The sequence below is a fragment of the Streptomyces sp. NPDC051636 genome (assembly GCF_044453765.1).
Taxonomy (GTDB): domain Bacteria; phylum Actinomycetota; class Actinomycetes; order Streptomycetales; family Streptomycetaceae; genus Streptomyces.
In genome coordinates this window covers 297,728-323,965 of record NZ_JBITDA010000007.1, presented here as the reverse complement: position 1 = coordinate 323,965, position 26,238 = coordinate 297,728, and the positions used below count along the sequence as shown (strand labels likewise).

29 protein-coding genes and 2 pseudogenes are annotated in these 26,238 nt (G+C 72.6%); 15 read left to right on the top strand and 16 right to left on the bottom strand.

What is annotated here, in order from left to right; translation table 11 throughout:
• Window positions 1–2 precede the first annotated feature (2 nt).
• A complete protein-coding gene (locus ACIBBH_RS16500; protein ID WP_399405056.1) occupies window positions 3–1,358 on the bottom strand; it encodes a dipeptidase in 1,356 nt (451 codons plus the stop codon).
• A gap of 133 nt (window positions 1,359–1,491) precedes the next feature.
• Between ACIBBH_RS16500 and ACIBBH_RS16495 the strand changes: the two genes are divergently transcribed.
• The gene (locus ACIBBH_RS16495; RefSeq protein WP_399405054.1) at window positions 1,492–2,745 is read left to right on the top strand and encodes a geranylgeranyl reductase family protein; all 1,254 of its coding nucleotides are present in this window, start codon (window positions 1,492–1,494) and stop codon (window positions 2,743–2,745) included.
• Here ACIBBH_RS16495 and ACIBBH_RS16490 read toward each other — a convergent pair.
• Window positions 2,735–3,190: a nitroreductase/quinone reductase family protein gene (locus tag ACIBBH_RS16490; RefSeq protein ID WP_399405052.1), complete on the bottom strand. Its 456-nt coding sequence runs from the start codon at window positions 3,188–3,190 to the stop codon at window positions 2,735–2,737. The two genes, ACIBBH_RS16495 and ACIBBH_RS16490, sit on opposite strands and share 11 nt — an antisense overlap.
• Before the next feature lie 127 nt (window positions 3,191–3,317).
• On the opposite strand from ACIBBH_RS16490, the gene ACIBBH_RS16485 reads away from it, so the two are divergent.
• Window positions 3,318–4,013: a TetR/AcrR family transcriptional regulator gene (locus tag ACIBBH_RS16485; protein ID WP_399405049.1), complete on the top strand. Its 696-nt coding sequence runs from the start codon at window positions 3,318–3,320 to the stop codon at window positions 4,011–4,013.
• A 96-nt stretch (window positions 4,014–4,109) separates the two neighbouring features.
• Window positions 4,110–5,411, top strand: a complete 1,302-nt coding sequence (locus ACIBBH_RS16480; RefSeq protein ID WP_399405130.1) for a glycosyltransferase — start codon at window positions 4,110–4,112, stop codon at window positions 5,409–5,411.
• Here ACIBBH_RS16480 and ACIBBH_RS16475 read toward each other — a convergent pair.
• Window positions 5,375–6,469, bottom strand: a complete 1,095-nt coding sequence (locus tag ACIBBH_RS16475; protein WP_399405047.1) for an alpha/beta hydrolase — start codon at window positions 6,467–6,469, stop codon at window positions 5,375–5,377. The genes ACIBBH_RS16480 and ACIBBH_RS16475 overlap by 37 nt on opposite strands.
• Before the next feature lie 409 nt (window positions 6,470–6,878).
• On the opposite strand from ACIBBH_RS16475, the gene ACIBBH_RS16470 reads away from it, so the two are divergent.
• Window positions 6,879–8,132, top strand: coding sequence for a sensor histidine kinase (locus tag ACIBBH_RS16470; protein WP_399405045.1), 1,254 nt, complete (start codon window positions 6,879–6,881; stop codon window positions 8,130–8,132).
• A complete protein-coding gene (locus tag ACIBBH_RS16465) occupies window positions 8,129–8,794 on the top strand; it encodes a response regulator (protein ID WP_399405043.1) in 666 nt (221 codons plus the stop codon). Before ACIBBH_RS16470 ends, ACIBBH_RS16465 begins: the two co-directional genes overlap by 4 nt.
• Here ACIBBH_RS16465 and ACIBBH_RS16460 read toward each other — a convergent pair.
• Together ACIBBH_RS16460 and ACIBBH_RS16455 are read right to left on the bottom strand one after the other, a co-directional pair.
• A complete protein-coding gene (locus ACIBBH_RS16460; RefSeq protein WP_399405042.1) occupies window positions 8,755–9,039 on the bottom strand; it encodes a DUF6332 family protein in 285 nt (94 codons plus the stop codon). The genes ACIBBH_RS16465 and ACIBBH_RS16460 overlap by 40 nt on opposite strands.
• A gap of 72 nt (window positions 9,040–9,111) precedes the next feature.
• Window positions 9,112–10,622, bottom strand: a pseudogene (locus ACIBBH_RS16455) (MFS transporter).
• Window positions 10,623–10,707: 85 nt separating this feature from the next.
• Between ACIBBH_RS16455 and ACIBBH_RS16450 the strand changes: the two are divergent.
• Window positions 10,708–11,100 carry a MarR family winged helix-turn-helix transcriptional regulator gene (locus tag ACIBBH_RS16450; protein ID WP_399405040.1) on the top strand — a complete coding sequence of 131 codons (393 nt, stop codon included), beginning with the start codon at window positions 10,708–10,710 and terminating at the stop codon, window positions 11,098–11,100.
• A gap of 10 nt (window positions 11,101–11,110) precedes the next feature.
• Here the strand turns inward: ACIBBH_RS16450 and ACIBBH_RS16445 are convergent, their stop codons facing one another.
• The 3 genes from ACIBBH_RS16445 to ACIBBH_RS16435 form a co-directional block, all read right to left on the bottom strand.
• Window positions 11,111–11,845 carry a maleylpyruvate isomerase family mycothiol-dependent enzyme gene (locus ACIBBH_RS16445; protein WP_399405038.1) on the bottom strand — a complete coding sequence of 245 codons (735 nt, stop codon included), beginning with the start codon at window positions 11,843–11,845 and terminating at the stop codon, window positions 11,111–11,113.
• Window positions 11,846–12,047: 202 nt separating this feature from the next.
• Window positions 12,048–12,269, bottom strand: a complete 222-nt coding sequence (locus ACIBBH_RS16440) for a hypothetical protein (protein WP_399405036.1) — start codon at window positions 12,267–12,269, stop codon at window positions 12,048–12,050.
• A 94-nt stretch (window positions 12,270–12,363) separates the two neighbouring features.
• Window positions 12,364–13,569, bottom strand: a complete 1,206-nt coding sequence (locus tag ACIBBH_RS16435; RefSeq protein WP_399405034.1) for an MFS transporter — start codon at window positions 13,567–13,569, stop codon at window positions 12,364–12,366.
• Window positions 13,570–13,757: 188 nt separating this feature from the next.
• Here ACIBBH_RS16435 and ACIBBH_RS16430 point away from each other — a divergent pair, with 188 nt between their 5' ends.
• Window positions 13,758–13,907, top strand: coding sequence for a hypothetical protein (locus tag ACIBBH_RS16430; protein ID WP_399405032.1), 150 nt, complete (start codon window positions 13,758–13,760; stop codon window positions 13,905–13,907).
• A gap of 96 nt (window positions 13,908–14,003) precedes the next feature.
• Here the strand turns inward: ACIBBH_RS16430 and ACIBBH_RS16425 are convergent, their stop codons facing one another.
• Complete coding sequence (locus tag ACIBBH_RS16425; protein ID WP_399405030.1) at window positions 14,004–14,654, bottom strand: Fic family protein; 651 nt, start codon at window positions 14,652–14,654, stop codon at window positions 14,004–14,006.
• Window positions 14,644–15,423: a hypothetical protein gene (locus ACIBBH_RS16420; protein ID WP_399405028.1), complete on the bottom strand. Its 780-nt coding sequence runs from the start codon at window positions 15,421–15,423 to the stop codon at window positions 14,644–14,646. Before ACIBBH_RS16420 ends, ACIBBH_RS16425 begins: the two co-directional genes overlap by 11 nt.
• A gap of 112 nt (window positions 15,424–15,535) precedes the next feature.
• On the opposite strand from ACIBBH_RS16420, the gene ACIBBH_RS16415 reads away from it, so the two are divergent.
• On the top strand, window positions 15,536–15,931 hold the full coding sequence (locus tag ACIBBH_RS16415) for a luciferase family protein (RefSeq protein WP_399405026.1): 396 nt from the start codon (window positions 15,536–15,538) through the stop codon (window positions 15,929–15,931).
• 36 nt (window positions 15,932–15,967) lie between these two features.
• Here ACIBBH_RS16415 and ACIBBH_RS16410 read toward each other — a convergent pair whose 3' ends face one another.
• Complete coding sequence (locus tag ACIBBH_RS16410; protein WP_399405025.1) at window positions 15,968–16,747, bottom strand: DeoR/GlpR family DNA-binding transcription regulator; 780 nt, start codon at window positions 16,745–16,747, stop codon at window positions 15,968–15,970.
• A 126-nt stretch (window positions 16,748–16,873) separates the two neighbouring features.
• Between ACIBBH_RS16410 and ACIBBH_RS16405 the strand changes: the two genes are divergently transcribed.
• A complete protein-coding gene (locus tag ACIBBH_RS16405; RefSeq protein WP_399405023.1) occupies window positions 16,874–17,755 on the top strand; it encodes an SIS domain-containing protein in 882 nt (293 codons plus the stop codon).
• Window positions 17,756–17,771: 16 nt separating this feature from the next.
• Window positions 17,772–18,677, top strand: a complete 906-nt coding sequence (locus ACIBBH_RS16400) for a ketose-bisphosphate aldolase (RefSeq protein ID WP_399405021.1) — start codon at window positions 17,772–17,774, stop codon at window positions 18,675–18,677.
• Here ACIBBH_RS16400 and ACIBBH_RS16395 read toward each other — a convergent pair.
• The gene (locus ACIBBH_RS16395) at window positions 18,664–19,800 is read right to left on the bottom strand and encodes a methyltransferase (protein ID WP_399405019.1); all 1,137 of its coding nucleotides are present in this window, start codon (window positions 19,798–19,800) and stop codon (window positions 18,664–18,666) included. The genes ACIBBH_RS16400 and ACIBBH_RS16395 overlap by 14 nt on opposite strands.
• A gap of 86 nt (window positions 19,801–19,886) precedes the next feature.
• On the opposite strand from ACIBBH_RS16395, the gene ACIBBH_RS16390 reads away from it, so the two are divergent.
• The 3 genes from ACIBBH_RS16390 to ACIBBH_RS16380 are packed head-to-tail and all read left to right on the top strand — an operon-like array spanning window position 19,887 to window position 22,558.
• Window positions 19,887–20,561 (top strand): alpha-ketoglutarate-dependent dioxygenase AlkB family protein, encoded by a 675-nt coding sequence (locus tag ACIBBH_RS16390; RefSeq protein WP_399405018.1) that lies wholly within the window; start codon window positions 19,887–19,889, stop codon window positions 20,559–20,561.
• Window positions 20,562–20,585: 24 nt separating this feature from the next.
• Window positions 20,586–21,824 (top strand): ROK family protein, encoded by a 1,239-nt coding sequence (locus ACIBBH_RS16385; RefSeq protein ID WP_399405016.1) that lies wholly within the window; start codon window positions 20,586–20,588, stop codon window positions 21,822–21,824.
• Complete coding sequence (locus ACIBBH_RS16380; protein ID WP_399405014.1) at window positions 21,821–22,558, top strand: NUDIX hydrolase; 738 nt, start codon at window positions 21,821–21,823, stop codon at window positions 22,556–22,558. Before ACIBBH_RS16385 ends, ACIBBH_RS16380 begins: the two co-directional genes overlap by 4 nt.
• 19 nt (window positions 22,559–22,577) lie before the next feature.
• On the opposite strand, the pseudogene ACIBBH_RS16375 reads toward ACIBBH_RS16380, so the two are convergent.
• The 4 genes and pseudogenes from ACIBBH_RS16375 to ACIBBH_RS16360 all read right to left on the bottom strand — a co-directional run bounded on the left by ACIBBH_RS16375 (window position 22,578) and on the right by ACIBBH_RS16360 (window position 25,080).
• Window positions 22,578–23,488, bottom strand: a pseudogene (locus ACIBBH_RS16375) (phosphotriesterase).
• Complete coding sequence (locus ACIBBH_RS16370; protein ID WP_399405012.1) at window positions 23,485–24,069, bottom strand: DUF4865 family protein; 585 nt, start codon at window positions 24,067–24,069, stop codon at window positions 23,485–23,487. The pseudogene ACIBBH_RS16375 and the gene ACIBBH_RS16370 overlap by 4 nt, the downstream one beginning before the upstream one ends.
• A gap of 14 nt (window positions 24,070–24,083) precedes the next feature.
• Window positions 24,084–24,479: a cupin domain-containing protein gene (locus ACIBBH_RS16365; protein ID WP_399405010.1), complete on the bottom strand. Its 396-nt coding sequence runs from the start codon at window positions 24,477–24,479 to the stop codon at window positions 24,084–24,086.
• 37 nt (window positions 24,480–24,516) lie between these two features.
• Window positions 24,517–25,080: a TetR/AcrR family transcriptional regulator gene (locus ACIBBH_RS16360; protein WP_399405008.1), complete on the bottom strand. Its 564-nt coding sequence runs from the start codon at window positions 25,078–25,080 to the stop codon at window positions 24,517–24,519.
• A gap of 152 nt (window positions 25,081–25,232) precedes the next feature.
• On the opposite strand from ACIBBH_RS16360, the gene ACIBBH_RS16355 reads away from it, so the two are divergent.
• Together ACIBBH_RS16355 and ACIBBH_RS16350 are read left to right on the top strand one after the other, a co-directional pair.
• Complete coding sequence (locus ACIBBH_RS16355; protein ID WP_399405006.1) at window positions 25,233–25,523, top strand: SHOCT domain-containing protein; 291 nt, start codon at window positions 25,233–25,235, stop codon at window positions 25,521–25,523.
• 167 nt (window positions 25,524–25,690) lie between these two features.
• Complete coding sequence (locus ACIBBH_RS16350; RefSeq protein ID WP_399405004.1) at window positions 25,691–26,215, top strand: DinB family protein; 525 nt, start codon at window positions 25,691–25,693, stop codon at window positions 26,213–26,215.
• The last annotated feature ends 23 nt before the right edge of the window (window positions 26,216–26,238 follow it).

Sequence of the window (26,238 nt, the reverse complement as noted above, 5' to 3'; positions counted from 1 at the left end):
GTTCAGCCCGCCGCGTACAGGCGCAGAAAGTGCGCCTCCGCCACCGACAGGCGCTCCAACTCCTCGGGAGAGACACTCTCGTTGACGGCGTGGATCTGGGCCTCCGGCTCGCTCAGGCCGATGAGCAGGATCTCCGCCTGCGGGTAGAGGGCCGCGAGGGTGTTGCACAGCGGGATCGAGCCGCCCTGTCCGGCGTACTGCATCTCCTGGCCCGGGTAGGCGACCGCCATCGCGTCGGCCATCGCCCGGTAGGCGGGGCTGGTGGTGTCGGCGCGGAAGGCCTGGCCCTGGCCGACCTGCTCGACCTGCACCCGCGCGCCCCACGGCGTGTGCGCCTCCAGGTGGGCCTGGAGCAGCTTGCCGCCCTCGGCCGCGTCCACGCCCGGCGGCACCCGCAGGCTGATCAGGGCGCGGGCGCTCGCCTGCACGGACGGGGTGGCGCCGACGACCGGGGGGCAGTCGATGCCGAGCACGGTCACGGCCGGGCGGGCCCAGATGCGGTCGGCGACCGGGCCCTCGCCGATCAGCCCGACCCCGTCCAGCACCTTGGCGTCGGCGCGGAACTGCTCCTCGTCGTAGCTCAGGCCCTCCCAGCGGGTGTCGGGCTCGAGCCCGTCGACGGTGGTCGAGCCGTCCTCCGCGCGCAGTGAGTCCAGGACGCGGATCAGCGCGGCCAGCGCGTCGGGGGCGGCGCCGCCGAACTGGCCCGAGTGCAGGTTGCCCCGCAGGGTGTCGATCTGCACGCGGACCAGGGTCATGCCGCGCAGGGTCGTGGTGACGGTCGGCAGGCCGGCGCGGAAGTTGCCCGCGTCGCCGATCACGATCGCGTCGGCCGCCAGCAGGTCGGAGTGCTGCTCGGCGTACCGCTCCAGGCCGCCGGTGCCCTGCTCCTCCGAGCCCTCGGCGATCACCTTGACGTTCACCGGGACGCCACCGTTCGCCCTCAGCGCGCGCAGGGCGAGCAGGTGCATGATCACGCCGCCCTTGCAGTCGGCGGCGCCACGGCCGTACCAGCGGCCGTCGCGCTCGGTCAGTTCGAAGGGCGGGGTGGTCCAGGCGGACTCGTCCAGGGGCGGCTGCACGTCGTAGTGGGCGTAGAGCAGAACCGTTTTGGCGCCCTCCGGGCCCGGCAGGTACCCGTACACCGACTGCGTGCCGTCCGGGGTGTCGAGCAGTGCCACGTCCTGCAAGCCCTCGGCGCGCAGCGCGTCGGCGACCCAGTTCGCGGCGCCCTCGCTCTCGCTCCTGGGGAACTGGTCGAAGTCCGCGACCGACTTGAAGGCCACCAGCTCGGTGAGCTCCGCCTTCGCCCTGGGCATCAGGGCGGCGACGGTCTCGGCGAGCGGATTCGACGACATGGGCACGCTCCTTGTGGGTGCGACGTTGTACCTGCGAGTGCACCGATCCTCCCACAGTGGCCTGCGGCGACGTCCGCCGTAGGATGCGGAGGGACAGGTGCGGCAGACGGCTTGATCGGAGCAGCGGACCATCGTGAGCGGCGAGAACTCTTCGGCGGACGACGTGCAGCGGGTGTGGGACGTCGTCGTGGTGGGCGCGGGACCCGCGGGGGCGTCGGCCGCCTACGCGGCGGCGGTCGCGGGACGGCGCGTGCTGCTGCTGGAGAAGGCGGAGCTGCCCCGCTACAAGACGTGCGGCGGCGGCATCATCGGCCCCTCGCGCGACGCCCTGCCGCCCGGCTTCGAGCTGCCCTTCCGGGACCGGGTGCACGCGGTCACCTTCTCGCACAACGGGCGCTTCACCCGTACCCGCCGCTCCAAGCAGATGCTGTTCGGGCTGATCAACCGGCCGGAGTTCGACCAGCAGCTGGTCGAGCACGCGCGGAAGGCCGGCGCCGAGCTGCGCACCGGCGTCACCGTGACGCGGGTCGAGCAGCACGGCTCGGCGGTGCCGGACCGCCGTACGGTCGCCGTCGTCCTGCAGGGCGGCGAGACGCTGCTCACGCGCGCGGTGGTCGGCGCCGACGGCAGCGCCAGCCGCATAGGAGCGCACGTCGGAGTGAAGCTCGAACAGGTCGACCTCGGTCTGGAGGCGGAGATCCCGGTGCCGGAGACGGTCGCCGAGGACTGGAAGGGCCGGGTCCTCATCGACTGGGGTCCGATGCCCGGCAGTTACGGCTGGGTCTTCCCCAAGGGCGACACGCTGACGGTCGGCGTGATCTCGGCGCGCGGGGAAGGCGCCGCAACCAGGCGGTACCTGGAGGACTTCGTCGCCCGGCTCGGCCTCGCCGGCTTCGAGCCCAGTATCTCCTCCGGGCACCTGACGCGTTGCCGCGCCGACGACTCCCCGCTCTCGCGCGGCCGGGTCCTGGTGTGCGGGGACGCGGCCGGGCTGCTGGAGCCGTGGACCCGCGAGGGCATCTCCTTCGCCCTGCGGTCGGGGCGGCTCGCGGGGGAGTGGGCGGTCCGGATCGCCGAGGCGCACGACGCGGTGGAGACCCGTCGGCAGGCCCTGAACTACGCGTTCGCGATCAAGGCGGGGCTCGGTATCGAGATGAGCGTCGGCAAGCGGATGCTGACCGTGTTCGAGCGCAGGCCCGGCCTGTTCCACGCGGCCCTCACCGGCTTCCGTCCCGTCTGGAAGGCCTTCAAGGACATCACGCAGGGCTCCACGTCCCTGGGCGAGATCGTCCGCACCCATCCCATGGCCCAGCGCGCCCTGACCGCGCTGGACCGGCGGACCACCGCGCCGGGGTCCGCCGCGCGGGAGGAGACCGTCACTTCCTGACGGTGATCCGGAAGACCGGGTGGTCGGCGGCGGCCGCGATGATCTCCTCGTCGGAGGACTTGGCCGTGACCCCCTTGAAGTACTGGTTGACCTCCCAGCCCCACTTCTCCAGGTAGGTCCGCAGGATCGGGAGCTTCTCCGCGTCGGGCAGCTCCACCGTGGTGAACTCGCGCACCTTGTGGCCGACGCGCAGCTCCCCGCCGCCGGCGACGCGCATGTTGCGCACCCACTGGGAGTGGCCCCGGGCGGAGACCAGGTACTGCTCGCCCCCGTACGTGTGAGGGTTGACCGGGATCTGCTGCATCTTGCCGCTCTTGCGGCCCCGCACGGACATCTCCGCGGTGCCGGCGATGCTGAGGCCGTGCCGGGCCAGCCAGCCGACGACGTTGTTGAGGCGGACCGCCACCGGGCTGCCCTTGAGGTAGTACGGCGAGGACGAGGACATGGTGACCCCCACGGGTTGGGAGAGCGGTGCTCTCGCTTGACTCCAGTGTGGAGGAGGCGGGTGCTCCAAGCAAGAGCAGTGCTCTCTTTTGTGGGCGGTGCTCTTCTTTCGTGGCACACTGCTGTCCATGAGCACCGCACAGGGCGCCCGCGCGCGAGCCAGGATCGAAGTCACCGCGGCCATCAAGGACGAGGCGCGCAGACAGCTCGCGGCGGAGGGTGCCGCCAAGTTGTCACTGCGCGCGGTGGCCCGCGAACTAGGCATGGTCTCCTCCGCGCTCTACCGCTACTTCCCCAGCCGCGACGACCTGCTGACCGCGCTCATCATCGACGCCTACGACTCCCTCGGCGAAGCCGCCGAGGCAGCCGACGCCGGGGTGGGTGACGTCGCCCCGGCTCAGCGCTGGGTCGCCGTGTGCGAGGCGGTGCGCGGCTGGGCGCTCGCGCATCCGCACGAGTACGCGCTGATCTACGGTTCGCCGGTTCCCGGCTACTCGGCGCCCGAGGCGACCGTTCCGGCCGCGTCCCGGGTGGGCGTCCTCTTCATCGGCATCGTGCGCGACGCGCACCGGCGGAACGGGGTGGCCCGTACTTCCGTGTCGGCCGAACTGGAGCCGGAGGCCCGCCGCATGGCCGCCGACCTGGCGCCCGACCTGCCGCCGGAGGTGGTCGCGGCCCTGGTCGCGGCCTGGGCGCAGCTGTACGGACTGGTCGGGTTCGAACTGTTCGGGCAGTTCAACCGGGTGGTCGAGGACCGCGAGGCCTTCTTCCGTCACGCGGTCACCCGGCTCGCCGAAGGCGTGGGCCTGGTCGTCCCCCAGTAGGTCCTGTCGCCGAACCCCCGTAGTCCGCCGGCTCCTTGTGTTGAGTCGTTTTCGAGTCGGAGGGAGCGACACGCGGTGAGTCAGGCGATTGCCGGGATGGCGGCGCTCGTGCGGTGTAATCCTGGAGGCTTTTCCCCGCACATACCGAGGGTGGATATGGGCCGGACCGTAGTGATCTTTGCCGCGGGTTCCCGCGGGGACGTCCAACCGTGTTTGGCACTGGGTCGAGGGCTCAAGCGGCAGGGCGATGTCGTGCGGGTGATCGCCAGCCACCGCTATCACGGCCTGATCACAGAGGCGGGCCTGGAATTCCATTCGCTCTCGCTGGATCCCGCCGAGATCATCGCGTCGCCCGAGGGGAAGGAACTGCTCGCGGGTGGACGCAGCGCGATGAAATTCATTCGTGGGGTGCACCGGATTCTGGGGCCGCTGATTGCCCGCATGCTCTCGGAGGTGCAGACCGGCGTTGCCGGAGCCGATCTCGTCCTGACCCCCGGCCTGAGTTTTCTGGGCCTTCATCTGAGTCAGTACCTGGAGGTCCCGTACGCGGTCATCCACTTCCAGCCGAGCCACCCCTGCGCGGCGTTCCCGCATCCCTTCCTTCCCGCTGCGCGGTTCCTGGGAGGCTTTGGCAACCGTCTCAGCTTCTACGCGGTCGATCTGGCCTCCTGGCTGGCATGCCGCCAAGCCGTCAACACCTGGCGACGCGAAAGCCTCCGTCTCTCCCCCATGTCCCCGCTCGGCCCTTTTCGCCACGCCCGTTCCGCCCCCGTGCTGTGTGCGTTCAGCCCCGTTGTCGTACCCCGGCCGAGCGACTGGGGATCGAACGTCCATGTGACCGGCTACTGGTTCCATGAGCAGCCATCCTGGACTCCGTCGCCGGATCTCCTCGCCTTCCTGGACAGTGGGCCGCCGCCGGTCTATGTGGGCTTCGGCAGCATGAGCACCGGTGATTCCGAGGCCACCGGCCGCGTCGTACGGGCGGCACTCCGGCGTGCCGGACTGCGAGGCGTGCTGACGGGAGAGCCTGCGACGAGCGATGACGACGTCCTCGTGGTCGGAGACGTTCCCCACAGCTGGCTGTTCCCGCGCATGGCGGCGGTGGTGCATCACGGCGGAGCGGGCACCACTGCCGCTGCGCTGCGGGCCGGAGTGCCGTCCCTGGTCTGCCCCTTCTTCGGAGACCAGCCCTACTGGGCCGAGCGGGTGCACCGTCTGGGCGCGGGCCCAAAGCCGCTGCCGGCCCGGCACCTCACGGTTCCGGTGCTTACCGAACGGCTGCGCGCCGTCACCGGGAACAGCGAGTACACCGACAGTGCCCTACGGCTGGGCCGGGTACTCAGCGCCGAGGACGGGGTGGCTCATGCCTGCCGCGCTCTTGACCAACTGACCCGGTGACGGCCCACGTCCGCGCGACCGGAACCCCGATGGCCAGGCCATTTCCCAACGCCGGCCTGGTGACTGAGTTCGTTCATCACCGTGGGCCAGATGAGGTGCAGTTCGCGTTTCCAGTAGGGCCATGAGTGCGTCCCGGGCTTGTAGACGTGCGTCGTGACGTCTACACCTGCCGCACGCAGTGACCGGGCGAACCGCTCCTGGCTGGACGTGAGAATTCCCTCCGACGCCGACGCGAGTACCGAGGCGAAGTCCCGGCCCGCGTCCAGAGGTCCCACCTCGCCAGTTCCCGCGCACAGGTGGATCTTCGTGCCGCGGTAGGCGGTCACCATGGCGGACGGGTTGTGCGACTCCCAGATGTCCGCATGCCGTGCCGGGTCACCCCAGATGCGGATGAGCTCGTTGTCATGGAGAGCGTTGTAGACCCAAAGGAAGGTGTGAGTCGAAGGATCGTCGAGGTCGACGATTCCGCTGAGGCTGGCCGCGTAGCGAAACATGCCCGGGTGCCGGCCCGCATAGTTGAGCGCGCCGAGTCCCCCCATTGACAGACCGATGACTGCCCGGGTGGAATTCGCCCGGAACTCGCGTTCCATGAGACGGGGCAGCTCGCGGGTGTGAAAGGTCTCCCAACGGGGCCAGCCGACGTACCAGTCGGAGTACTGACCGTTTCTGCCGCCGTCAGGCATCACGATCAGCGCTTCGGAATCCTTCGCGAGATCCTCGATGTCCGTCTCGCGGGTCCAGGAGGTGTAGTCGTCCTCCCCGCCGTGGAGCACGTAGAGCGTGGGGTAGCCAGGCCTTCTCCAGGCGCTCCAGCTCCTGGGCAGGATGACCCGGACAGGCACCGTGCCACGCATGGCCGGTGACCGCACGGCCAGATCCAGCATCCGGTCATCGAGTCTTGTCACGGCCGTGATCCGGGCGCCGGTGACCGGCGGGGGCCAGTGGCCGGAGGCGGACGCGGTCGGCCCGGCGACGAACGGCAACGTGACAAGGATCAGGACAAGAGTGCAATAGCTGATCAGCTTTGCTCGGCCAACGCTTCTTTTGACGTATGGCATGGGCTGAGGACCGCCTTGGAATGTCAGCAAACCAAAAAAGGGGTACAGGTTTGCTCCTCACCCCTGTGCGGACGGAACGAGAGCCCCCATTGCCTGATCATGCTGGCCGGGTTTCCGTCACGGAGGCCTCAGAGGGCATCGTCGCACCACCTGACCCCACAGCTCTGTCGATTTTGCCGACAATCACAGAATTGACTCGTTCGGCGGCGGTTCGCCCGGTCGGTGCAAGCGAGGATCCCACGCCGACTGCCACCAAGCCGGCGGTTGTCCGGCGCCGAGGCGCACGAGCTGTCGGGCGGCCGCTGAAGGCGCCGGCGGGCGTACTCCCGGGCGTACTCCCAGGGGAGTACGCGTGATCACCGCGCCCGGCTGACGCCCTCGCGGTTCGCCGGCGTCTAGCGTGGCCGTCATGGAAGAGCAGTGCGGGCGCGTCCGGTCGCGGCGGCGGAGCGGGCGCGGGCGGTGGGAACCCCTGGACGGCACCGAGGCGCGGGGAGAGCGCCTGCCGTGGCGTTCGACCGTTGTGCTCACCGCCTTCGCACTGATCGCCTCCAACTTCGCCGGACACCAGCAGCCGGGCCGCGAGCCGCTGGACGTCCCCGCGCGCGTGCTGCTGCTCGTGGCCCTGGCGCTGCTGCTGTGGCGGCAGCGGCACCCGGTGTTCGTGGCGTTCGGCACCGCGACGGCCACCCTGGTCTACCTGGCCGCCGGCTACCCGTACGGACCGGTGCTCCTGGCCGTCGTCGTGAGCTGCTTCAGCGCGGTCGTCACCGGGCACCGCCGGGCCGCCTGGGCGTCCCTGGGGCTGCTGTGGGCCGGGCACGTCCTGGTCGCGCTCTGGCTGTACCGCTGGCTGCCGCCGCCGCACGACAAGGGGGCGGGCGTCGGCCAGGAGATCGTCGTCGCCACCTGGGTGCTGGCCATCGTCGCGCTGTCGGAGCTGGGCCGGGTACGGCGCGAGCAGTGGGCCCGGGAGCGGGCCGACCGGGCCCAGGCGGCCCGCAGGCGCGCGGACGAGGAGCGGCTGCGCATCGCGCGGGAGCTGCACGACGTCCTCGCGCACAGCATCTCCGTCATCAACGTGCAGGCAGGCGTGGGCCTCGCGCTCCTGGACAGCGACCCCGAGCAGGCGCGCGCGGCGCTCACCACCATCAAGGCCGCCAGCAAGGAGGCGCTCGGCGAGGTGCGCCAGGTCCTCGACACCCTGCGCGCCCCCGGGGAGGCACCGCGCGCCCCGGCGCCCGGCCTGGACCGGCTGCCGGAACTGGTGGAACAGGCGGCGAGCGCCGGCCTCACCATCGAGGTCGAGGGCGAGCCCCCGCGCCTGCCGCCGGGCGCCGACCTCGCCGCCTTCCGCATCGTGCAGGAGGCCCTCACCAACGTCATACGGCACTCGGGTTCGCGGCACGCGCGCGTGCGCCTCGAACACGAGGGCGGCGTACTGCGGCTGCGGATCGACGACGACGGTCCCGCGACCGGCGCGGACGCGGGCGGCAGCGGTAACGGGCTGGCGGGAATGCGGGAGCGGGCCGCCGCGCTGGGTGGCACGATCGAGGCGGGCCCGCGCCCCGACGGCGGCTTCGGGGTGCTCGCCGTACTGCCGTCACGGTCCGGGACGCGGGTCGAGTCGCAGGGCACGTCACAGGCCAAGGAGGACCGGTGATCCGTGTACTGCTCGCCGACGATCAGTCGCTCGTACGGGCCGGCTTCAAGGCGCTGCTCGACGCGCAGCCGGACATCGAGGTGGCCGGGGAAGCGGCGGACGGCGAGGAGGCCCTGCGCAGGGTGCGCGAACTGCGCCCCGACGTCGTCCTGATGGACATCCGGATGCCCCTGCTGGACGGCCTGGCCGCGACCCGGGGCATCACCGCCGACGCGGAGCTGAAGGACGTCAAGGTGGTCATGCTCACCACCTTCGAACTGGACGAGTACGTCTTCGAGGCGATCCGCTCCGGCGCCTCGGGCTTCCTGGTGAAGGACACCGAGCCGGAGGAACTCCTGCGCGCGGTACGGGCGGTGGTCGAGGGCGACGCGCTGCTCTCGCCGGGTGTGACCCGCCGCCTCATCGCCGAGTTCGCGGCCCGCTCCAAGGAGCCGGCGGCCGCCGACGCCCTCGCCGCGCTCACCGAACGGGAGCGGGAGGTGATGGCCCTGGTCGGTATCGGCCTGTCCAACGGGGAGATCGCCCGCCGCCTGGTGGTCAGCCCGCTCACCGCGAAGACCCACGTGAGCCGCACCATGGTGAAGCTCGGCGCCCGGGACCGGGCCCAACTGGTGGTCCTGGCCTACGAGTCGGGGCTGGTCCGGCCGGGCTGGCTGGGCTGATCCGCCTGGCGGAAGCGCAGCAGCACGCTCACCACCCGGGCAACGAAGACGACGGCCGCGAGCGAGCCGCCCACGCGCAGCAGCGCCGCCGACAGCAGACGCGGCAGATCGAACAGCAACGCCGGTCCGCCGACCGCCCCGAACACGACCGCCGCCGCGAACACCGCGCTGACCAGCGCGTACCCGATCTCGACGGTCATGGCGTCCTGCTCGGCCTTGGTCCGCCGTCCCCCGTACCCATCCATGCGCCCAGTGTCACAGGCGTGCGCCCGGCGGAGCAACCGACTCCGGCCGGGCGCACGCGGGGAGGCGCTCCCCTAGTCGTGGACCGCGACGCGCTCCACGTCCGCCTCCGTCTCTGTCGCTGCCTGGGTCTGCGTCTCCACGGTGGACCGGGCGACCACGACGGTGCGCCGGTCGGTACGACGGCCGCGCAGTCCCGTGAGGGTGATGAGAAGCCCGGCGAGGGCGATACCCGTCACCACGAGCAGCCCGGGACGGTAGCTGTCGAGGACGGCCTGCGGGGCCGCGTGGGCCGGGGCGTGGGCGGTGACCACCGCCGTGACGACGGCCAGGAAGATCGCGCCGCCCACCTGGACCGAGGTGTTGAGCAGTCCGGAGACCATGCCCTGCTCGTGGTCCTCGACCCCGTTGGTGGCCTGGATGTTGAGCGAGGGGAAGATCAGCGCGCAGGCCGCGCCGATCAGCAGCATCGACGGCAGGATGACCGCCGCGTACCCCGGGTCGAGGTCGACGCGCAGGAACAGCGCGTACCCGGCGACCATCAGCGCGAAGCCCACCGCGATCAGCCGCGGGGTGCCGAACCGGTCGACGACCGAGCCGACCTTCGTGGAGGACACCGCCACCAGGGCGCCGGCGGGCAGGAAGGCGAGCGCGGTGTGCAGGGCCGACCAGCCGAGCAGCGACTGCATGTACAAGGTGACCAGGAACTGGAAGCCGACGTACGAGCCGAAGAACGCCATCGCGCCGAGCTGGGCCCGCACCTGGTGGCCGGAGCGCAGCACGCCGAGCCGGATCAGCGGTCCGGGCGAGTGCCGCTCGACGACGACGAAGACGGTCAGCAGCACAGCGACGGCCAGGAAGGACAGCAGCGTACGGGCCGACGCCCAGCCGGCCTCCGGCGCCTGTACGACGGTGAAGACCAGCAGCAGCATCGAGGCGGTGCCGAGGACGGCGCCCGGGATGTCGTACCCGTGGTGGTCCTTCTCGCGTGGGCTGCGCGGCAGCAGCTTCAGTCCGGCGAGCAGCGCGATCAGCGCGATGGGCGCCGGCAGCAGCATGGTCAGGCGCCAGCTGGCCTCCGTGAGCAGACCGGAGAGCACCAGACCCATCGAGAAGCCGGTGGCCGCGCAGGTGGTGTAGATGGACAGGCGCGGTTGCGCAGCGGTCCCTCGGCGAAGGTGGTGGTGATGATGGACAGGCCGGCCGGGGCGGTGAAGGCCGCACTCAGCCCCTTGATGAACCGGCTGGCGACCAGCAGCGGCCCTGAGTCGACGAGCCCGCCGAGCAGCGAGGCGAGCGCGAACACGCCCAGGGCGACCAGGAACACCTGGCGCCGGCCGAGCAGGTCGGCGGTCCGGCCGCCGAGGAGGAGCAGCCCGCCGTATCCCAGGATGTAGCCGCTGACGATCCATTGCAGCGTCGAGGTGGACAGGTCGAGGTCGGAGCCGATGGACGGCAGGGCGACACCGACCATCGACACATCCAGCGCGTCCAGGAACATCGCGGCGCAGAGCACCAGCAGGGTGCCCCACAGCCGGGGAGTCCAACGCCCTTCGGAGGCAGGGGTGGTGAGCGGAGAGGTCATGCCGCAAACACTACATGCGTCTGCATGAGATGCAAGTGCATTTAATTACGATGCAACAAAGCCGTTCCTCTGCTACGGTGCCGACATGGCGGCGAAGAAGGCCGAGCAGGAGCTCGTGAACCAGTGGCGGGACATCCTGGCGTTGCACGCCCGTACCCAGTGCGAACTCGACCGCGCCCTGCACGGACACGGCCTGTGCGCCAGCGACTTCGAGGTCCTCGACCTTCTCGCCGAGGACTCCGCGGCGGACGGCGGCTGCGCCTACCGCGTCCAGGAGATCGCCGACCGCGTCCACCTCAGCCAGAGCGCCCTGTCCCGCCTGATCGCCCGCCTGGAGAAGGACGGCCTCGTCGAGCGCGCCATGTGCGCGGAGGACCGGCGGGGCGTACGCGTGGCCCTCACCGGAAAGGGGCGCGCGCTGCACGGGGAGGTGCTGCCGGTGCAGCGCGCGGTGCTGACCCGGATGCTGGCCGGCTGAGCCCGGGGGCTCAGATCGCCGACTTCTCGCGCCACAGCGCGCCGAGCGCGGTGTCGCCGGTGACGGTGGGCACGGGAAGCCGGTTCCACAGGGCGAGGTACAAGCGGTCGGCCGGACCTGCCAGTTCGGTCTCCGCCTCGCCGGACTCGTCCCGGCTGGTCGCGGGCGGCCGCTCGGACAGCCGGACGGTCCACACCGCGTTCGCGTCCAGGGCGCGCGCCCGCAGGACGCGCGGCGCCTCGGTACGGACCCTGCTCCTGGGGCGGGCGTGGAAGCCGCGCAGCAACTCGTCGATGCCGTCGACGGCGAACTCGGTGGCGATGGGGGACGCCGTACCGTCGCGCGCCGACTCCGCGTCGTACCGGTGGACGGTCGTCTCGTGCGCCTGCCGCCGGGTCCAGAAGACCAGGGGCGAGGGACAGGGTGCCGGGTGGAAGGTCCAGCACGCCGTGTCGGGCGACGCGTCGGCCAGGGCGTCGACGAGGCGGCGGTGACCGTCCCGGTACCAGGTCACGAGCTGGTCCCCGTCGAGGTCGGGGGCGTCCCCGATCGGGCGTGGCTCGGTGAGCCCGTCGGCGATGAAGCCTGCCGCCCAGCGGTGCACCGCGCCGGTGTGCCGCAGCAGGTCGCGTACCTGCCACTCCGGGCAGGTGGGCACCTTGGCGGCGGTGCCGGCCTCGGCGGCGGCCGCGGCGAGCAGGCGGCCTTCCCTGTCCAGCGTTCGAAGGTACTCGGCAGTGTCCATGGGCTGAGTGTGCCGGATGGGGCGGGCTCCTGGTCACCGGCGGCAACGCCGGCATCGGGTACTTCGTAGTAGAGCGGTTGGCCTGCCCCGGGCCGGGGAGTCGGAGCCCGCTTGCCCTGGGTTGAGCCGTGCCCATGCCCGAGACGGGTGCCTGCGCATCCTTGAGCAGGAAGGTCTCGTTCTCCGGCCGGGCACGGCGGTCCTACAGTTTGCTCATCTTGCCGTACGGGCTCATGATCCGCGCTTGCTTCGAACCGAAATCCACGAGGACCGCGATCCCGTCCTCGATGCCGATGACCCGGCCGAGGCCGTACATGTCGTGTGTGACCCGGTCGCCCAGGGCGAAGTGCTTGGGAGGCGGCGTGACCGGGGCCCTGAAGGGGCTGGTGGGCAAATGGCGCTTAGGTGCGGCTGGCTTTGTCATTGCCACCAGTATGCGCCAGCGCGTGGCCGTTGGCGGCGGGCCGTCCGCTTCCGCTGTTCGGCTCAGGCCCGGAGGCGGTGCCAGGGGCCGGGAATCAGCGCTCTGTCGCACGTCGTGTGACGAATCCGATGACGGCTGCCGTGGCGGCCAGTGCCGCCACGCTGGTGAGGGCGGCGGGAAGGGAGAACCAGTCCGCCATGAAGCCGATGGCGGGTGGTCCCAGGAGCATGCCGCCGTAGCCGAGGGTGGACGCGATCGCGACTCCGTCGGGGCCGGCCAGCGCGCCGGCGCGCTCGACGGCGACGGGGAAGAGGTTGGCGAGACCGAGCCCGGTGATCACGAAGCCGAGGAGCGCCGCCCACAGAGAGGGAGCGAGTGCGCCGAGCAGCATGCCGGCCGCGGCGGTCGTGCCGCCGGATGTCAAGGTGCGGGTTTGGCCCAGGCGCTCGAGCAGCCTGGTGCCGGTGACCCGGCCGATGGTCATGGCGAGCGCGAAGCAGGAGTAGCCGATGGCCGCCGCGCCCGGTGCGGCGTCGAGGTCCTGCTCCAGGTGCAGGGCGCTCCAGTCGGCCAGGGCTCCCTCGCCGTATGCCGTGCAGAGGGCGATGAGACCGAACGTGACGACGAGACCGCGGGTGCGGGTGTCCGGGCGGCGGGGCGCGGTCTCCTCGTCCGGTGAGCTCTCGGGTGATCCCGGGGGCTGGAGGCGCAGCAGGGTACGGCCGGCCACGGCGGTGACGAGCAGGCCGATCACGGTGAGGCCGAGCAGGTGCCGCGTCGGGGACAGTACCCCGGCGACGAGTCCGCCGAGGCCGGCGCCGATCATGCCGCCGAGGCTGAACGCGGCGTGGAAGCCGGGCATGATGGGCCGACGCAGGGCTCTCACCAGGTCGACCGCCGCGCTGTTGAACGCGACGTTCATCCCTCCGTAGGCGGCGCCGAAGATCAGGAGGGCGGTGCCGAGGGCCAGTGCCGAGTGGGTGAGCGGGGGCAGGGCGACGCTGAGGGAGAGCAGGACGGCGCAGACCACGGTGACGGGGTGGCTTCCGTAGCGGCGGCACAGGCGTCCGACGAGCGTCATGGTGACGACCGCTCCCGCGGAGACGCCGAGGAGGGCGAGGCCAAGGGCGCCGGCGGAGGCGTGGGTCTGGTGCTTGATCGCCGGGATGCGGACGACCCAGCCGGCGAAGACGAAGCCGTCGAGGGCGAAGAAGGTGGTGAGGGCGACGCGGAGTCGGGTGAGGGGGTTGCCGTAGCCCGGCACGGCGTTGTGCGTTCGGGTTTTGTTTATTAGCGGCACAAATGCAGCGTAGGGGGGTGTGAGAGGCCGGGCAAGGGGGTTCGGCGAGGGGCGGAGGTCACCCGCTCCTCCGTCGGCCCGGCGGCGCCCCGATGACCACGGGCCTCGACCACGACAAGCCGGCTCCCGACAACAACCCCATACATCCGGGTCGACACCGACACCTTCCGCAAGCTCGGGAGGGGTTCGTGTACTGGCCCGGCCTGCGCACCGACGACACCTACTCGCTCCAGCCCCTGACCGGCGACGCCGCACGGCCCTGGCCGGCCACCACCAGCCAGTCCGGCGCCTGCCGGCTCGCCTGGGGCTGGGGGCGCGGCAAGCCCGTCAGGCCCTGAGCCGTCCTTCGAGACCGGCCGGCCGCGGTGCCCGCACCCCGCGACCGGCCGTGCCCCGCGCGGCCGGGTCAGGGCGGCGGAGCCGCTGCCGGCCGCTCACCGGATCCCCCGGCGCCGCGTCGCACGAATGAGCACCGCCACCAGCACCGCCAGGTCCAGCGCACCCTCGGGGTCGTCCGCGTACCGCGTCGTCTGCAGCGGCCCGACCTCGTCCAGCCGTACGCCCTCCAGGTCCAGCACGTGCGCGAGGGCGAGCAGGGCCAGCCGGGCGTTGCCGTCCGCGAAGGGATGGAAGAAGGCGACGTCCAGGTACGCACGGGCCGCGCGGGCGGCGAGGGGGACGGCCGGGTCGGCGCTCTGGCGGAGACAGGCCGCGAAGTCCTGCCAGGTGTGCGGGGTCAGACCGTAGCGCTCCCGGCCGCCCTTGGCGAAGGCGTCGCCGTCACGCAGGGGCGGCGCCTCGGGCACGCCGAGGACGAGCCGCTGCCAGGCGGCCAGGAGGTCCGGGCCGAGGGGCTCTCCCCGGGCGGCGTCGCATCGGGCGCGGTCCAGCGCCGCGAGCAGACGGCCGGCGCGCTCGGGGCCGCGGCGGCGGACCGGGCCGTCGTACCAGGCGGTGAGACCGTCGACGTACGGCTGTACGGGGGCCGCCGGTTCGCCGCGGACCGCCGAGGACCAGTCCACCTGCCGCCGGATGCGGCACCAGGTCAGCAGCGCGTCGGAGGGCTCGTACGGCTCAGACGTCACGGTAGGGCCGCCGACCCGTGAGGCCGGCCGCCAGGTCCTCGGCCACCGAGTCCACCAGGGTCTGCCTCGGCATCGTCCAGCTGGCGAACCGCCCGCCGATCGCCGCGTCAACCGCCTGCTCGGCCTCCTGGGGTGACAGTCCGGCCGAGGTGAGGAACCAGGTGAGCACCTTGCTGCACATGCCGTACCAGCCGCACTCGGTGCCCGTCCGGTCCACGACCAGGGTCACCAGCCGGGTAGCCGCCCGCTCCAGGTGCCAGCTGCGGTCTTCCGTCGAGGCGCCGGGCGGCGGGGCGAGCCGGGCGAACCGCTCGGCCAGCTCCTCCAGCCAGTCGCGCCATTCCAGCAGCGAGGCCACGATCCGAGCGGCAGTCGCCCCGGGCTCGTTCACCGAGTGGGACACGCAGCACCAGCTGCTGACCACGCCGCCCCCACCACCCTCGCCGATCGCCCAGTGCCAGCCACAGGTCCAGCGGCCGTACCGGGCCGCCAGCAGTTCGGTGACCTCGTGGTAGAAGCGCCACTTCGGGTTTCCCTCGGCGTTGGTGTCCGCCTCGGCCTGTGCGGCGGTCGCCATCGAGGCGATCAGCGCCGTCAGTTCCGCCTCCTCCTCCGCGTCCCAGGCAAGGGGATGGCGGTCCGGATCCACGGCGGACCAGGTGAGCCGGTAGGGGTACAGCTCGGGATTGCGGGACGTGACATACCTCCGGGGGGAAGCGGCGGGCGGGTGCGGCCGGCCGATGATCGCCGACTCGGGCGGCGTTGTCATCCGCATTTCCCTCGGCGGAAAAGACCCCGAGCGCGGACAAATCACCGATACAAACCGGTTAATGCTTGCTCACGAGCTGGTTGCGGCAGAGTGAGCGCGCCATGATGGGTCCATGACGTTGGCCTCGCGCGCGTTCGCGCAACTGGCGACCTGGCCGGACCTGCGACAGGCCGCGCCGAGCTGCGGCCTGGGGCAGGCGGTGAGTTCGGCCCGGGGCGAGATCGCCCACTTCCACTCGGACCGGGATGTCGACCTGCGTCTGACGGACCGTGCCATCCGGCGTTTCGACAAGGACCTCAGGGGCTCGGGGGCGATCCGTGTCGTGCCGGGCTCGCAGTGGGTGACGATACGGCTCGACGCCGCGAGCGACGTCGACCTCCTGCTGACCCTGGTGAGCGTCGCCCTCCAGGCCCAGCAGACCTGGCAGGATCCCGCCGACCGGCCGACGGTCGGCTGCAACGACCAGCGGGGCGCCGGGTTCGTACGGGCGAGCACGGGCGGGAGCTGACGGCGTACCGGGTGGTCACACGGAGCGGGCCCGGGGTCACACGGCGACGACCCGTACCCCCGCCTCCTCGAACCGGCGCACGGCGTCCTGCCCCACCCCCGTGTCCGTGACCAGCGTGTCCACCGACTCGGCCGCGCAGATGCGGGCGAAGGCCCGCTGACCGAGCTTGCTGGAGTCGGCGGCGGCGACCACCCGCTCGGCGCGCTCGCACAGCAGCCGGTTGATCGCGGCCTCCGCCTCGTCGTGCGCCGCCGCGCCGTGCGTGACGTCGAAGGCCACCACCCCGAGCACCGCCACGTCGAGGGTGATCTGGCCGAGCACACCGTCGGCGAGCGGGCCGACGAGCTCGTACGACTGCGCGCGGGCGACCCCGCCGGTCACCACGATCTTGAACTGGGGCCGTACGGCGAGCTCGTTGGCGATGTTGAGCGCGTTGGTCACGACGGTCAACGCCGGCGAGCCGGAGGCGAGGTCGCCGCGTACGGCCAGGGCGCGTGCCACCTCCGTGGTGGTCGTGCCGCCGGTCAGGCCCACCACCTCGCCCGGCGCGACGAGGTCCGCGACGGCCTTGGCGATGCGCTGCTTCTCGGAGGCGCGCCGGGCCGTCTTGTAGCGCAACGGCAGTTCGTACGACACCCCGTGCACCACCGCGCCACCACGCGTGCGCACCAGCATCTGCTGCTCGGCGAGCTGGTCGAAGTCCCGGCGGATCGTCGCGGCCGACACCTCCAGCTCGGCCGCCGCATCCTCGACCTCCAGGCGACCGCGTTCGACGAGCAGTTCCAGCAGCGCCTGCCAGCGGGCGTCGCGCGACATCAGCGGCCTCCGTTCCTCAGTCCCTCCGCGACCTTAACGCAGCACGCTTGGCCCCTTAATGCTTGATTATGCTCGAAACAAGCCTCTATCTTGCAAGAACAATCAAGCGGTCCGGAGGGGTGCGGCATGACCCATGTCGAGGACGAGCTGAACAGCCAGCCCGAGTGCTGGATACGGGCGGCCGAGGAGGCGGCGCGGCACGGCGGGGCGCTGCCGGTGCCGGGGGAGCGGGTGGCGATCGTCGGCTGCGGCACCTCCTACTTCATGGCGCAGGCGGCCGCCGCCCTGCGCGAGGGTGCGGGAGCGGGCGAGACGGACGCCTTCGCCGCGTCCGAGTTCCCGCACGCACGCCGGTACGACCGCGTCGTGGCCCTCACCCGGTCCGGCACCACCACCGAGGTACTCGATCTGCTGGGACAGTTGAGGGGCCGCGTCCGCGCGACCGCGATCACCGCCGACCCGGACGCACCCGTGACGTCGGTGGCCGGCGACGTCGTCGTGCTGGACTTCGCGGACGAACGGTCCGTCGTCCAGACCCGGTTCGCCACCAGCGCGCTCACCCTGTTCCGCGCCCACCTCGGCCTGCACACCGGTACGGTCGTCGCCGACGGCCGTACCGCCCTGTCGACTCCCCTGCCGCCGGGGCTCGCCGAGTGCACGCAGTTCACCTTCCTGGGCCGTGGCTGGACCGTCGGACTGGCCAGCGAGGCCGCGCTGAAGATGCGCGAGGCCTCCCTGTCCTGGACCGAGGCCTACCCGGCGATGGAGTACCGGCACGGCCCCATCAGCATCACCACCGGGGGTACGGCCGCCTGGATGCTCGGCACGGCACCCGACGGGCTCGCCGAACAGGTGCGCGCCGCCGGCGGACTGTGGATCGAGGGCCGTCTCGACCCGCTCGCCGAACTGGTCCGCGCCCAGCGCCTCGCCGTCGCCGTCGCCGCGGCCCGCGGCCTCGACCCGGACCGGCCCCGCCACCTCACCCGCTCGGTGATCCTCGCCCCCTGAACGGAAAGGGCAGCCCGTGCCCCTCGCAGCCACCGGTGAGCTGGTCACCCGTGCCGCCGCCACGCACTCCGCCGTCGCCGCCTTCAACATCATCACCCTGGAACACGTCGAGGCCGTCATCGCCGGCGCCGAGTCGGCCGACGCGCCCGTGGTCCTGCAAGTCAGCGAGAACGCCGTCAAGTTCCGCTACGGACGGCTGCTCCCGCTGGCCCGCGCCGCCGCCGTCGCCGCCGACCGCGCCCGCGTACCGGTCGCCCTGCACCTCGACCACGTGCAGAGCGACGACCTGCTGCGGCAGGCACAGGGCGCCGGGTTCAGCTCCGTGATGTACGACGCGGCGCGGCTGCCGTACGCCGAGAACCTCGCCGCGACCCGCGCGGCCGTCGACTGGGCACACACCCAAGGACTCTGGATCGAGGCCGAGTTGGGATCCATCGGCGGCAAGCCCGGGCAGGGCGGGCGGGAGAGGGCCGCCGGGCCGCCGCTGGACGCCCACGCGCCCGGCGCCCGCACCGACCCCGTCGAGGCCCGTTCCTTCGTCGCCGGCACCGGCGTGGACGCGCTGGCCGTCGCCATCGGCAGCGTCCACGCCATGACCACCCGCACCGCCGCTCTCGACCACGACCTCCTCAAGCGGCTGTCGGCCGCCGTGCCCGTCCCGCTCGTGCTGCACGGCTCCTCCGGAGTACCGGACGAGGGCCTGGTCGCGGCGGTCGGGGGCGGCATCGCCAAGGTGAACGTCGGCACCGCCCTGAACATGGCGATGACGGGGGCGATCCGGGACTTTCTCGCCGCCCACCCGGAGGCCGTCGACTCCCGCGAGTACCTCAGCGTGGGCCGGGAGGCGATGGCCCGGGAGGTCGCGCGGCTCATCGGCGTCCTCACCCGGCCGGGCGAGCCGCGATCTGCTAACCCCGCTTGACCGCCCTGAGCACCACGAACTTCGGGTCATTGGCGACCAGTTCGCTGTTGCCGAACAGCCGCCGCAGCGTCACGTGGTATCCCAGGTGCCGGTTGCCGATCACCCACAGCTCGCCGCCCGTCCGCAGCGCGCGGCGCGCACCGGTGAACATCCGCCGGGCCGTCGCGTCGGTCGTCGCCTGGTGGGAGTGGAACGGCGGGTTGTTGAGGACGAGGTCCACGCTGCCCGGCGCCACCCCGGTCAGCACGTCCCCGACCCGGAACTCGGCGTGCCCGGACACCCCGTTGGCCTTGTAGGTCGCCTCCGCCGAGGCCACGGCCTGGAACGACTCGTCCACGAACAGCACCTCGGCGGCCGGTTCGGCCAGCGCCACCGCCGTACCGACGACGCCGTTGCCGCAGCCGAGATCCACCACCCGGCGCGGCCCGTCGGCGGCCGGCAGGTGCTGGAGGAGGAACCGGGTGCCGATGTCGAGCCGGTCGGCGCAGAACACGCCCGCGTGGTTGACGACCGTGCGACCGGAGGCCGCGCCGATGCCGTCGGGGAGGGCGTAGGTGTACGGCCACGGGTTGGCGGGCCGCTCCAGCGACGGGTCCGGAGTGCAGAAGATCAGCCGGGCCTTCTGCTGGGCCAGAGAGGTGCGGGTCGGGCCGAGGATCCGCTCGAACAGCTGGAGGGTCGAGGTGTGGATCTCCTTCACCATGCCGGTGCCGACGACGACCGTGCCCTCGTGCACCGCGGGGGCCAGCCGGAGCAGCTGGTCCTCCAGGAGCGCCAGGCTCTTCGGCACCCGGACCAGGAGGACGTCGACGCGCCCCGGCGGCGGGTCCTGGGTGGTCAGGAGAGGCACCGCGCCGGGCTCCACGCCGGCCCGCGCCAGGTTCGCCCGGGTCGCCTCCTGGCCGAGGTACGAGTCGGTGATCTGCGTCGGCCGGTGCGCCGCGAGCGCCGTGACCAGGGCACCCCAGCGGTCCCCGACGACCACGACCGTGCCGGACAGGGGGATCCGCTCCTCGGCCAGGTGCCGGAGCAGGTACACGTCGGAGGCGTCCCAGGCCCGCAGCCGGTCGCGCGGATCCTCGGGGAAGCGGGACAGCTCGAGCTCGCCCCAGGGAGTCGTCATACGGTCGTTCATCGTGCGTCCAGGCTATAGGGCCCGCCCGGGCCGCAGCTCACGCCCGGTCCGGCACGGTCGGGCAGGATGAGGGCATGGAGGCGGAGCTGTTCCCCAGGGGGCGCACCCAGGTAGTGCCGGGCGCCGTGCACGTCCCGGACTGGCTGGACCCCGACGCGCAGCGCGAGCTGCTGGCGGCCTGCCGCCGGTGGGCGCGCCCACCGGCCGGCCTGCGCACCGTCCGCACGCCCGGCGGCGGCACGATGACCGCCCGGCAGGTCTGCCTGGGCCGGCACTGGTACCCGTACGCCTATGCCCGCACGGCCGTCGACGGCGACGGCGCCCCCGTGAAGCCCTTCCCGGCGTGGCTGGGCGAGCTGGGCCGGCGCGCGGTGGCCGACGCGCTCGGCCCGGAGGCGGCCACGGGCGCCTCGTACGACATCGCGCTGATCAACTTCTACGACGGCGACGCCCGGATGGGCATGCACCGGGACAGCGACGAGAAGTCCGACGCGCCGGTGGTCTCGCTCAGCCTCGGCGACACGTGCGTGTTCCGCTTCGGCAACACCGAGACCCGGAGCAGGCCCTACGCGGACGTCGAGCTGCGCAGCGGCGACCTGTTCGTCTTCGGCGGGCCGGCCCGGCTCGCGTACCACGGCGTACCGCGGGTGTACGCGGGCACGGCGCCGTCCGCGCTGGGACTGACCGGGCGGCTGAACATCACCCTGCGCGTGGGCGGCTTCCCGCTCGCGGCGCCGGTCACCCGGTGAACGGATCATGGGAGACTCGCCCTCATGAGCGGCAAGGCGGACCCCCGGACGGCGGGGGAAGGGACCACCTCGAGGACGCGGTTGGACCGGGGGCGCGGTGCGCTCGGGCCCGCGTTGGAGCTCGTGCACACCGGACGGGCCCCGACCCGGGCGGTGCTCACCGCCGAACTGGGCGTCACCCGGGCGACCGCCGGTGCGGTGGCCGCGGAACTGGAGGCGCTGGGCCTGATCCGGGTCGACGCCCGGCCCGGCGCGGCGGCCGGTTCCCAGGGGCGCCCATCGCACCGGCTGGAGGTCGCCGATGACGGGCCCGTCGCGCTGGCCGCGCAGGTGCACGCCGACGGCTTCCGGGCGGCGCTGGTCGGCCTCGGCGGCCGGATGGTGGCGACCGCGCCCGGTTGCGAGACCGTCGACGCCGACCCCGCGAAGGTGCTCGGCTCCGTCGTCGAGGCAGGCGCCGGGCTGCTGCGCGACACCGGCCGGCGCTGTGTCGGCGCCGGCCTCGCCGTGCCGTCCGCGGTGGCCGAACCGGACGGCCTGGCCCTCAACCCCCTCCACCTGGCCTGGCCCGTTGGCGCGCCGGTCCGCCGGATCTTCGCCGAGTGCGTGCGCGCGGCCGGCATCACCGGGCCCGCCTTCGCGGGCAACGACGTCAACCTCGCCGCGCTCGCCGAGCACCGGCACGGCGCGGGCCGGGGCGCCCGGGACCTGCTGTGCGTGGCCACCGGGCACCGGGGCGTGGGCGGCGCCCTGGTGCTGGACGGGCGCCTGCACACGGGCAGTTCGGGTCTCGCCCTCGAAGTCGGCCACCTCACCGTCAACCCCGAGGGCCGCCCCTGCCACTGCGGCAGCCGCGGCTGCCTCGACGTCGAGGCGGACCCACTGGCGCTGCTCAGCGAGGCGGGCCGCGACCCCGGGCCCGAGGTGTCCCTGCTCCAGCAGGCCAACGACCTGATCCGCAACCACTACGCCGACCCGACCGTCCGCGCCGCCGCCGAGGCCCTGATCGACCGCCTCGGCCTGGGCCTGGCGGGCCTGGTGAACATCCTCAACCCCGACCGCATCATCCTCGGCGGCCTGCACCGCACCCTGCTCGACGCCGACCCGGCCCGGCTCCGAGCGGTCGTCGCCGACCGCAGCCTGTGGGGCCAGAGCGGGGGCGTCCCCATCCTGCCGTGCACCCTCGACCACAACAGCCTCGTCGGCGCGGCCGAGTTGGCCTGGCAGCCGGTGCTGGACGATCCGCTGGGGGCGCTGCGGTGACGGTGCCGCCGGCCGTCGAACTCCTGCGGGCGCACCGCGTCCGCCTGGTCGAGACGCCCCCGCCCGAGCTCACCCTGGATGAGCGGTCGGCGATGAACCGCGCCTGGGACGAGGCGGTCCGGGCCAACCCGGCCCTGTTCGACGGCCCCATGGCCGCGCTCACGGGAGTGCGACGGGAAGAGCCGTACGGCCTGGTCCTGTCCTGGACCCGCACCACCTACCGGCTGCGCGCCCTGCGCCGGGTCCCGGGCGCCACCTCCTGGCTGCCGTCCCTGTTCGTCTCCGTCGCGCAGCCGACCGACGACGGGCGCCTGCTGGTGGGCCGCATGGCACCGTGGACGGCCGCCCCGGGCCGCTGGCAGCTGCCCGGCGGCACCGTCGAACCGCCGGACGTCCACGTCGGCTTGGACCTGTCCGCTCTGCGCCTCCACGCGGCGCGCGAACTGGCCGAGGAGACCGGCGCGGACACCGCGCCGGACGCGCTGACCCTGCGGCTCGCCACCCGCGGCAACCACGGATCCGTGGGCGTCCTGTTCCTGGCCCCACCCCGCCCGGCGTCCGTGCTGCACGAGCGGTACGCGGCACTGGTGGCCATGGAGACGGCTCAGGGAGGTGACCCCGAGTTCGACCGGATCGCCCTGGTCGGCTCACCGGGCGACCTGGCGGCCCTCGACGGCCCGCACGTGGACTACCTGGAGCCGGTCGTCCGGCACTTCGCGGAGGCGAGAGCCTGACCCGTCGGGGGCGAGGCACTCACCGCCAGTCGACGGCGAAGGCACACCCCGGGTTGTCGGTGAGGATCCGCGTCACCGACTCCGCGCCGAGCACCGCCTCCAGCCGCGGCCTCACCCGGCGCAGCAGATACGGTATCCCGGGACCGCCGTCGACCGAGCGCGCCCCGGCCACCACGGTGTCCCCGCCGAGCAGCAGCCGGTGCCCGAACCCCGCCTCGGCCAGGGCGCGTACGGCGTCCGGCATGCGCCAGTCGGTGGCGTGGTGGGCCCGGGACGGCCCGTCGAACGCCAGCCAGCACCCGGACTCCGCCGCCTGCCGCTGGGCCAGGGAGTCGGGGGAGCGGTTGAGGTGCCCGAGGATCACCCGGTGCGGGGGGACGCCCAACTCGCCGCACAACAGGTCCAGTACGTCCAGCGCGCCCGTGCCCAGCTCCAGGTGTACGGCGATCGGCGCGCCCGTCGCGTGGTGGGCCTCGGCCGCGGCGGCCATCGTCCAGCGGGCGTGCGCGTCGAGGGCATGGAAGCCGCCCGCCACCTTGATCAGCCCGGCGCGGACCCCGGACGTGCCGATGCCCTCGGTCAGTTCGGTGACGAAGACCTCGGCGAGCCTGCCGCGCAGTCGGTCCAGCAACTGCGGGGCGTAGTGCGCCGCTTGGTGCAGTCCCTCGCGCAGACCACGTGCACCCCGGCGGTCCGGGACAGCGGCGGCAGATCCGCGGCCCGGCGCCCCAGCCCGTACGGCGTCCACTGCACCACGCCCGCACCGCCCGCCGCGCGGAACGCCTCCAACTCGGCGCGCGCGGCGGCACCGTCGTTCAGCTCCTGCCCGGCGAGTCGGGGGCTGCGGAAGAAGAGGTGGTCGTGCGCGTCGCACACGCCGAGCTCCTCGGGGCGTAAGTCTCCGAGCACCGTCCGGACGGCGGCGCTCACCACTGCCGCCCGCGCGGCAGCCGGTGCCGTCCGGGGGCCGAGAGGTGCAGCACCTGGAACACGTCCCCCTCCGCCTTGGGCGTGTCGTGCTCCCAGAGCGAGAAGTGGACCAGCTCCCAGTGGTGCGTGTCCACGGCGGCCGCCGCCAGCACGGCACCGTCCTCGGCGGCCAGCCGCCCGGCCTCGCGCACCGCTTCCTCCGCCACGCCGGACAACTCCGCCCCGTCCGGCACCGGCTCACGCCGGCGCACGGCGACGGCCGGCCGGGCACCCGCGGCGCCGCCCTCCTCGTACGCCAGCCCCGACCACTGCCGTGCCGCCGGCCGCCCGAAGTCGTTGACGAGCCCCTGGAAGGCACCGCCCCACAGGAAGCGGTTCATGCCCTCCACGGTGTTCCAGAGGTAGAAGGGCGCGTACTGGTTCACCGGCGAGCCGTGCGCACCGCGTTCGCGCATCAGGTACGCCTTGAAGCCGAGGCCCTCCCAGTCGTCGAGCAGGTGCCCGATGCGGGCCACCCGGGCGCGGATGATGTCCATGTCGTAGTCTGCGGGGAACGTCACTTCGTACTGCAGCGCGTGCATGCCGGGATCCTTCCTCAGGCCGGGTAGTCGCCGGGGGCCACGTGCGCGTCCCACTCGGTCGTGGTGCCGTCCTGCGCTGCCTCCACGACCGCCAGGTGCGTCATGAAGGCGCGGGGCGCCGCACCGTGCCAGTGCCACTCGCCGGGTTCGATCCACACGGTGTCGCCCGCGCGGATCGACTCCACCGCCCCGCCCCTGCGCTGGACCAGTCCCTCGCCCTCCAGGACGTGCAGGACCTGGCCGTGCGGGTGGCGGTGCCAGGCGGTGTGCGCGCCGGGCGCGAAGTGCACGTTGAACATCCGCAGCTGGGACGGGGGCCCGGGGGCGGCCACCTCGTCGAGCCACACCGTGCCGGTGAAGTTCTCCGCCGGGCCCGGCAGGGTGTCGGGGCGCCTTCTCGTAATGTGCACGTACTCGAACTCCTCTACGTGGAAAGGTGGTTGAGGCTCACGGGGACTGCGGGGCCAGCAGGGCCAGCAGCCCGCGCACCGCCGTGTCGAAGGCGGCGGGGGAGCCGGAGGCGCGGGCCAGGACGTATCCGCCCTGCACGGTCGCGATGACGGCCGCGGCGATCTCCGCGCCGTCCAGCGAGGACGCGAACTGGCCCTGCTCCTTGCCCTCTTCGACGATTCCGGCGATCCGCCCGCGGATCCGGTCCAGCGTCTCGTCGACCGGGGCGCGCAGTTCGTCGCTGGCGATCACGTCCGGGTCCATCGTCAGCCGGCCGAGCGGGCAGCCGCGCAGCACGTCGCGCTCGCGGAGCAGATACGCCTCGATGCGCTCGTACGGCGTGCCGGGGCCGCCGAGTACTCCCTCGACGGTGGCCCGCAACTCCTCGGCCGTCCGCCTGATGGCGGCGAGGGCCAGGTCCGGCTTGCCCTTGAAGTGGTGGTACATGCTGCCCTGGCCGGCGCCCGCGCGCTCGAGGATCGCCTTGGGGCTCGTGCCCACGTACCCGCGCTCCCACAGCAGCTCGCGGGTGGACTCGATCAGTCGCTCCGAGGTGCTCATGCACCCACTGTACATACTAGTAGTTACACACGCGAGTACTACGGGGGAGGTACGCCCACTGCCGCTGCCCGTACGACGACCCGGACCCCTCCCCGGCGCCAGTCTCGAAGCATCACCGCACGACACGTTTTCCGACTGGGAGATGAACCGAGATGCAGACCCTGGCGAACTGGGACGGCGGCCCCGGCCCGTGGATCCTGTTCTTCCCGCTGATCTGGGCGGTCGTCGTCATCGGCGCCGTGACCCTCCTGCGCCGCGCCGCCTGGCGCGGGCGCGGCGGACCCTGGCGGGCGATGAACGGCCCACGCCCGGCGGGCGACTCGCCGATCGCCGTCCTCGGCCGCCGCTTCGCCTCCGGCGAGATCGACGAGGACGAGTACTGGCGCCGGCTGTCCGTCCTGGAGGAGCAGTTCGGCCGGATCGGCAAGGGCGGTGCCGCGTGAGCACCGCGACCGCGGTACGGGCCGCCGCGCGGGTCGTCGACGCCGTGAGGGTGTACGGCGCCGGCGACATCGCCGTACGAGCCCTGGACGGGGTGGGCGCGGACTTCGCCTTTGCCTTCTGGTCATTGAGGACGCGAGCTGGCCTACATGGCCCCTACGCTGCGTGCATGACCACTTCTCAGGAAAGCTCCTTATCTCTTCCGGGCGAGCGCGGTGAACTGCTGCGCGCACTCGCCGAGCAGCGGGAACTGCTGCTCATCACCGTCCGCGGTATCACCAGCGCACAGGCTGGGCAGCGCACGACCGTGAGCGAGCTCACCCTGGGCGGGATCGTCAAGCACATGGCCCGGGGTGAGCAGGTGTGGACGCGGATCCTTGCCGAGGGAGACGGTGAGCTGCCGGAAGGCATGCTCGACACGGGGCAGTACCGCATGGCCGAGGGGGAAACGCTCCCGGGGTTGCTGGAGCAGTACGCGATCGCGGCGCGGGCGACCGAAGAGGCCGTGAGCGCCCTGCCGGACCTGGACACGAGCGTGCCTCTTCCCAGGACTCCCTGGTCCCCGCCGGAGACGGTCTACTGGCCGGCACGACGGATCCTGCTGCACCTGATCAGAGAGACGGCCCAGCACGCCGGGCACGCGGACATCATCCGTGAGGCACTGGACGGGGCCAGCACCACGGCTCAACGCTGACCGCCCTCGGCGCCTGCGTCCCG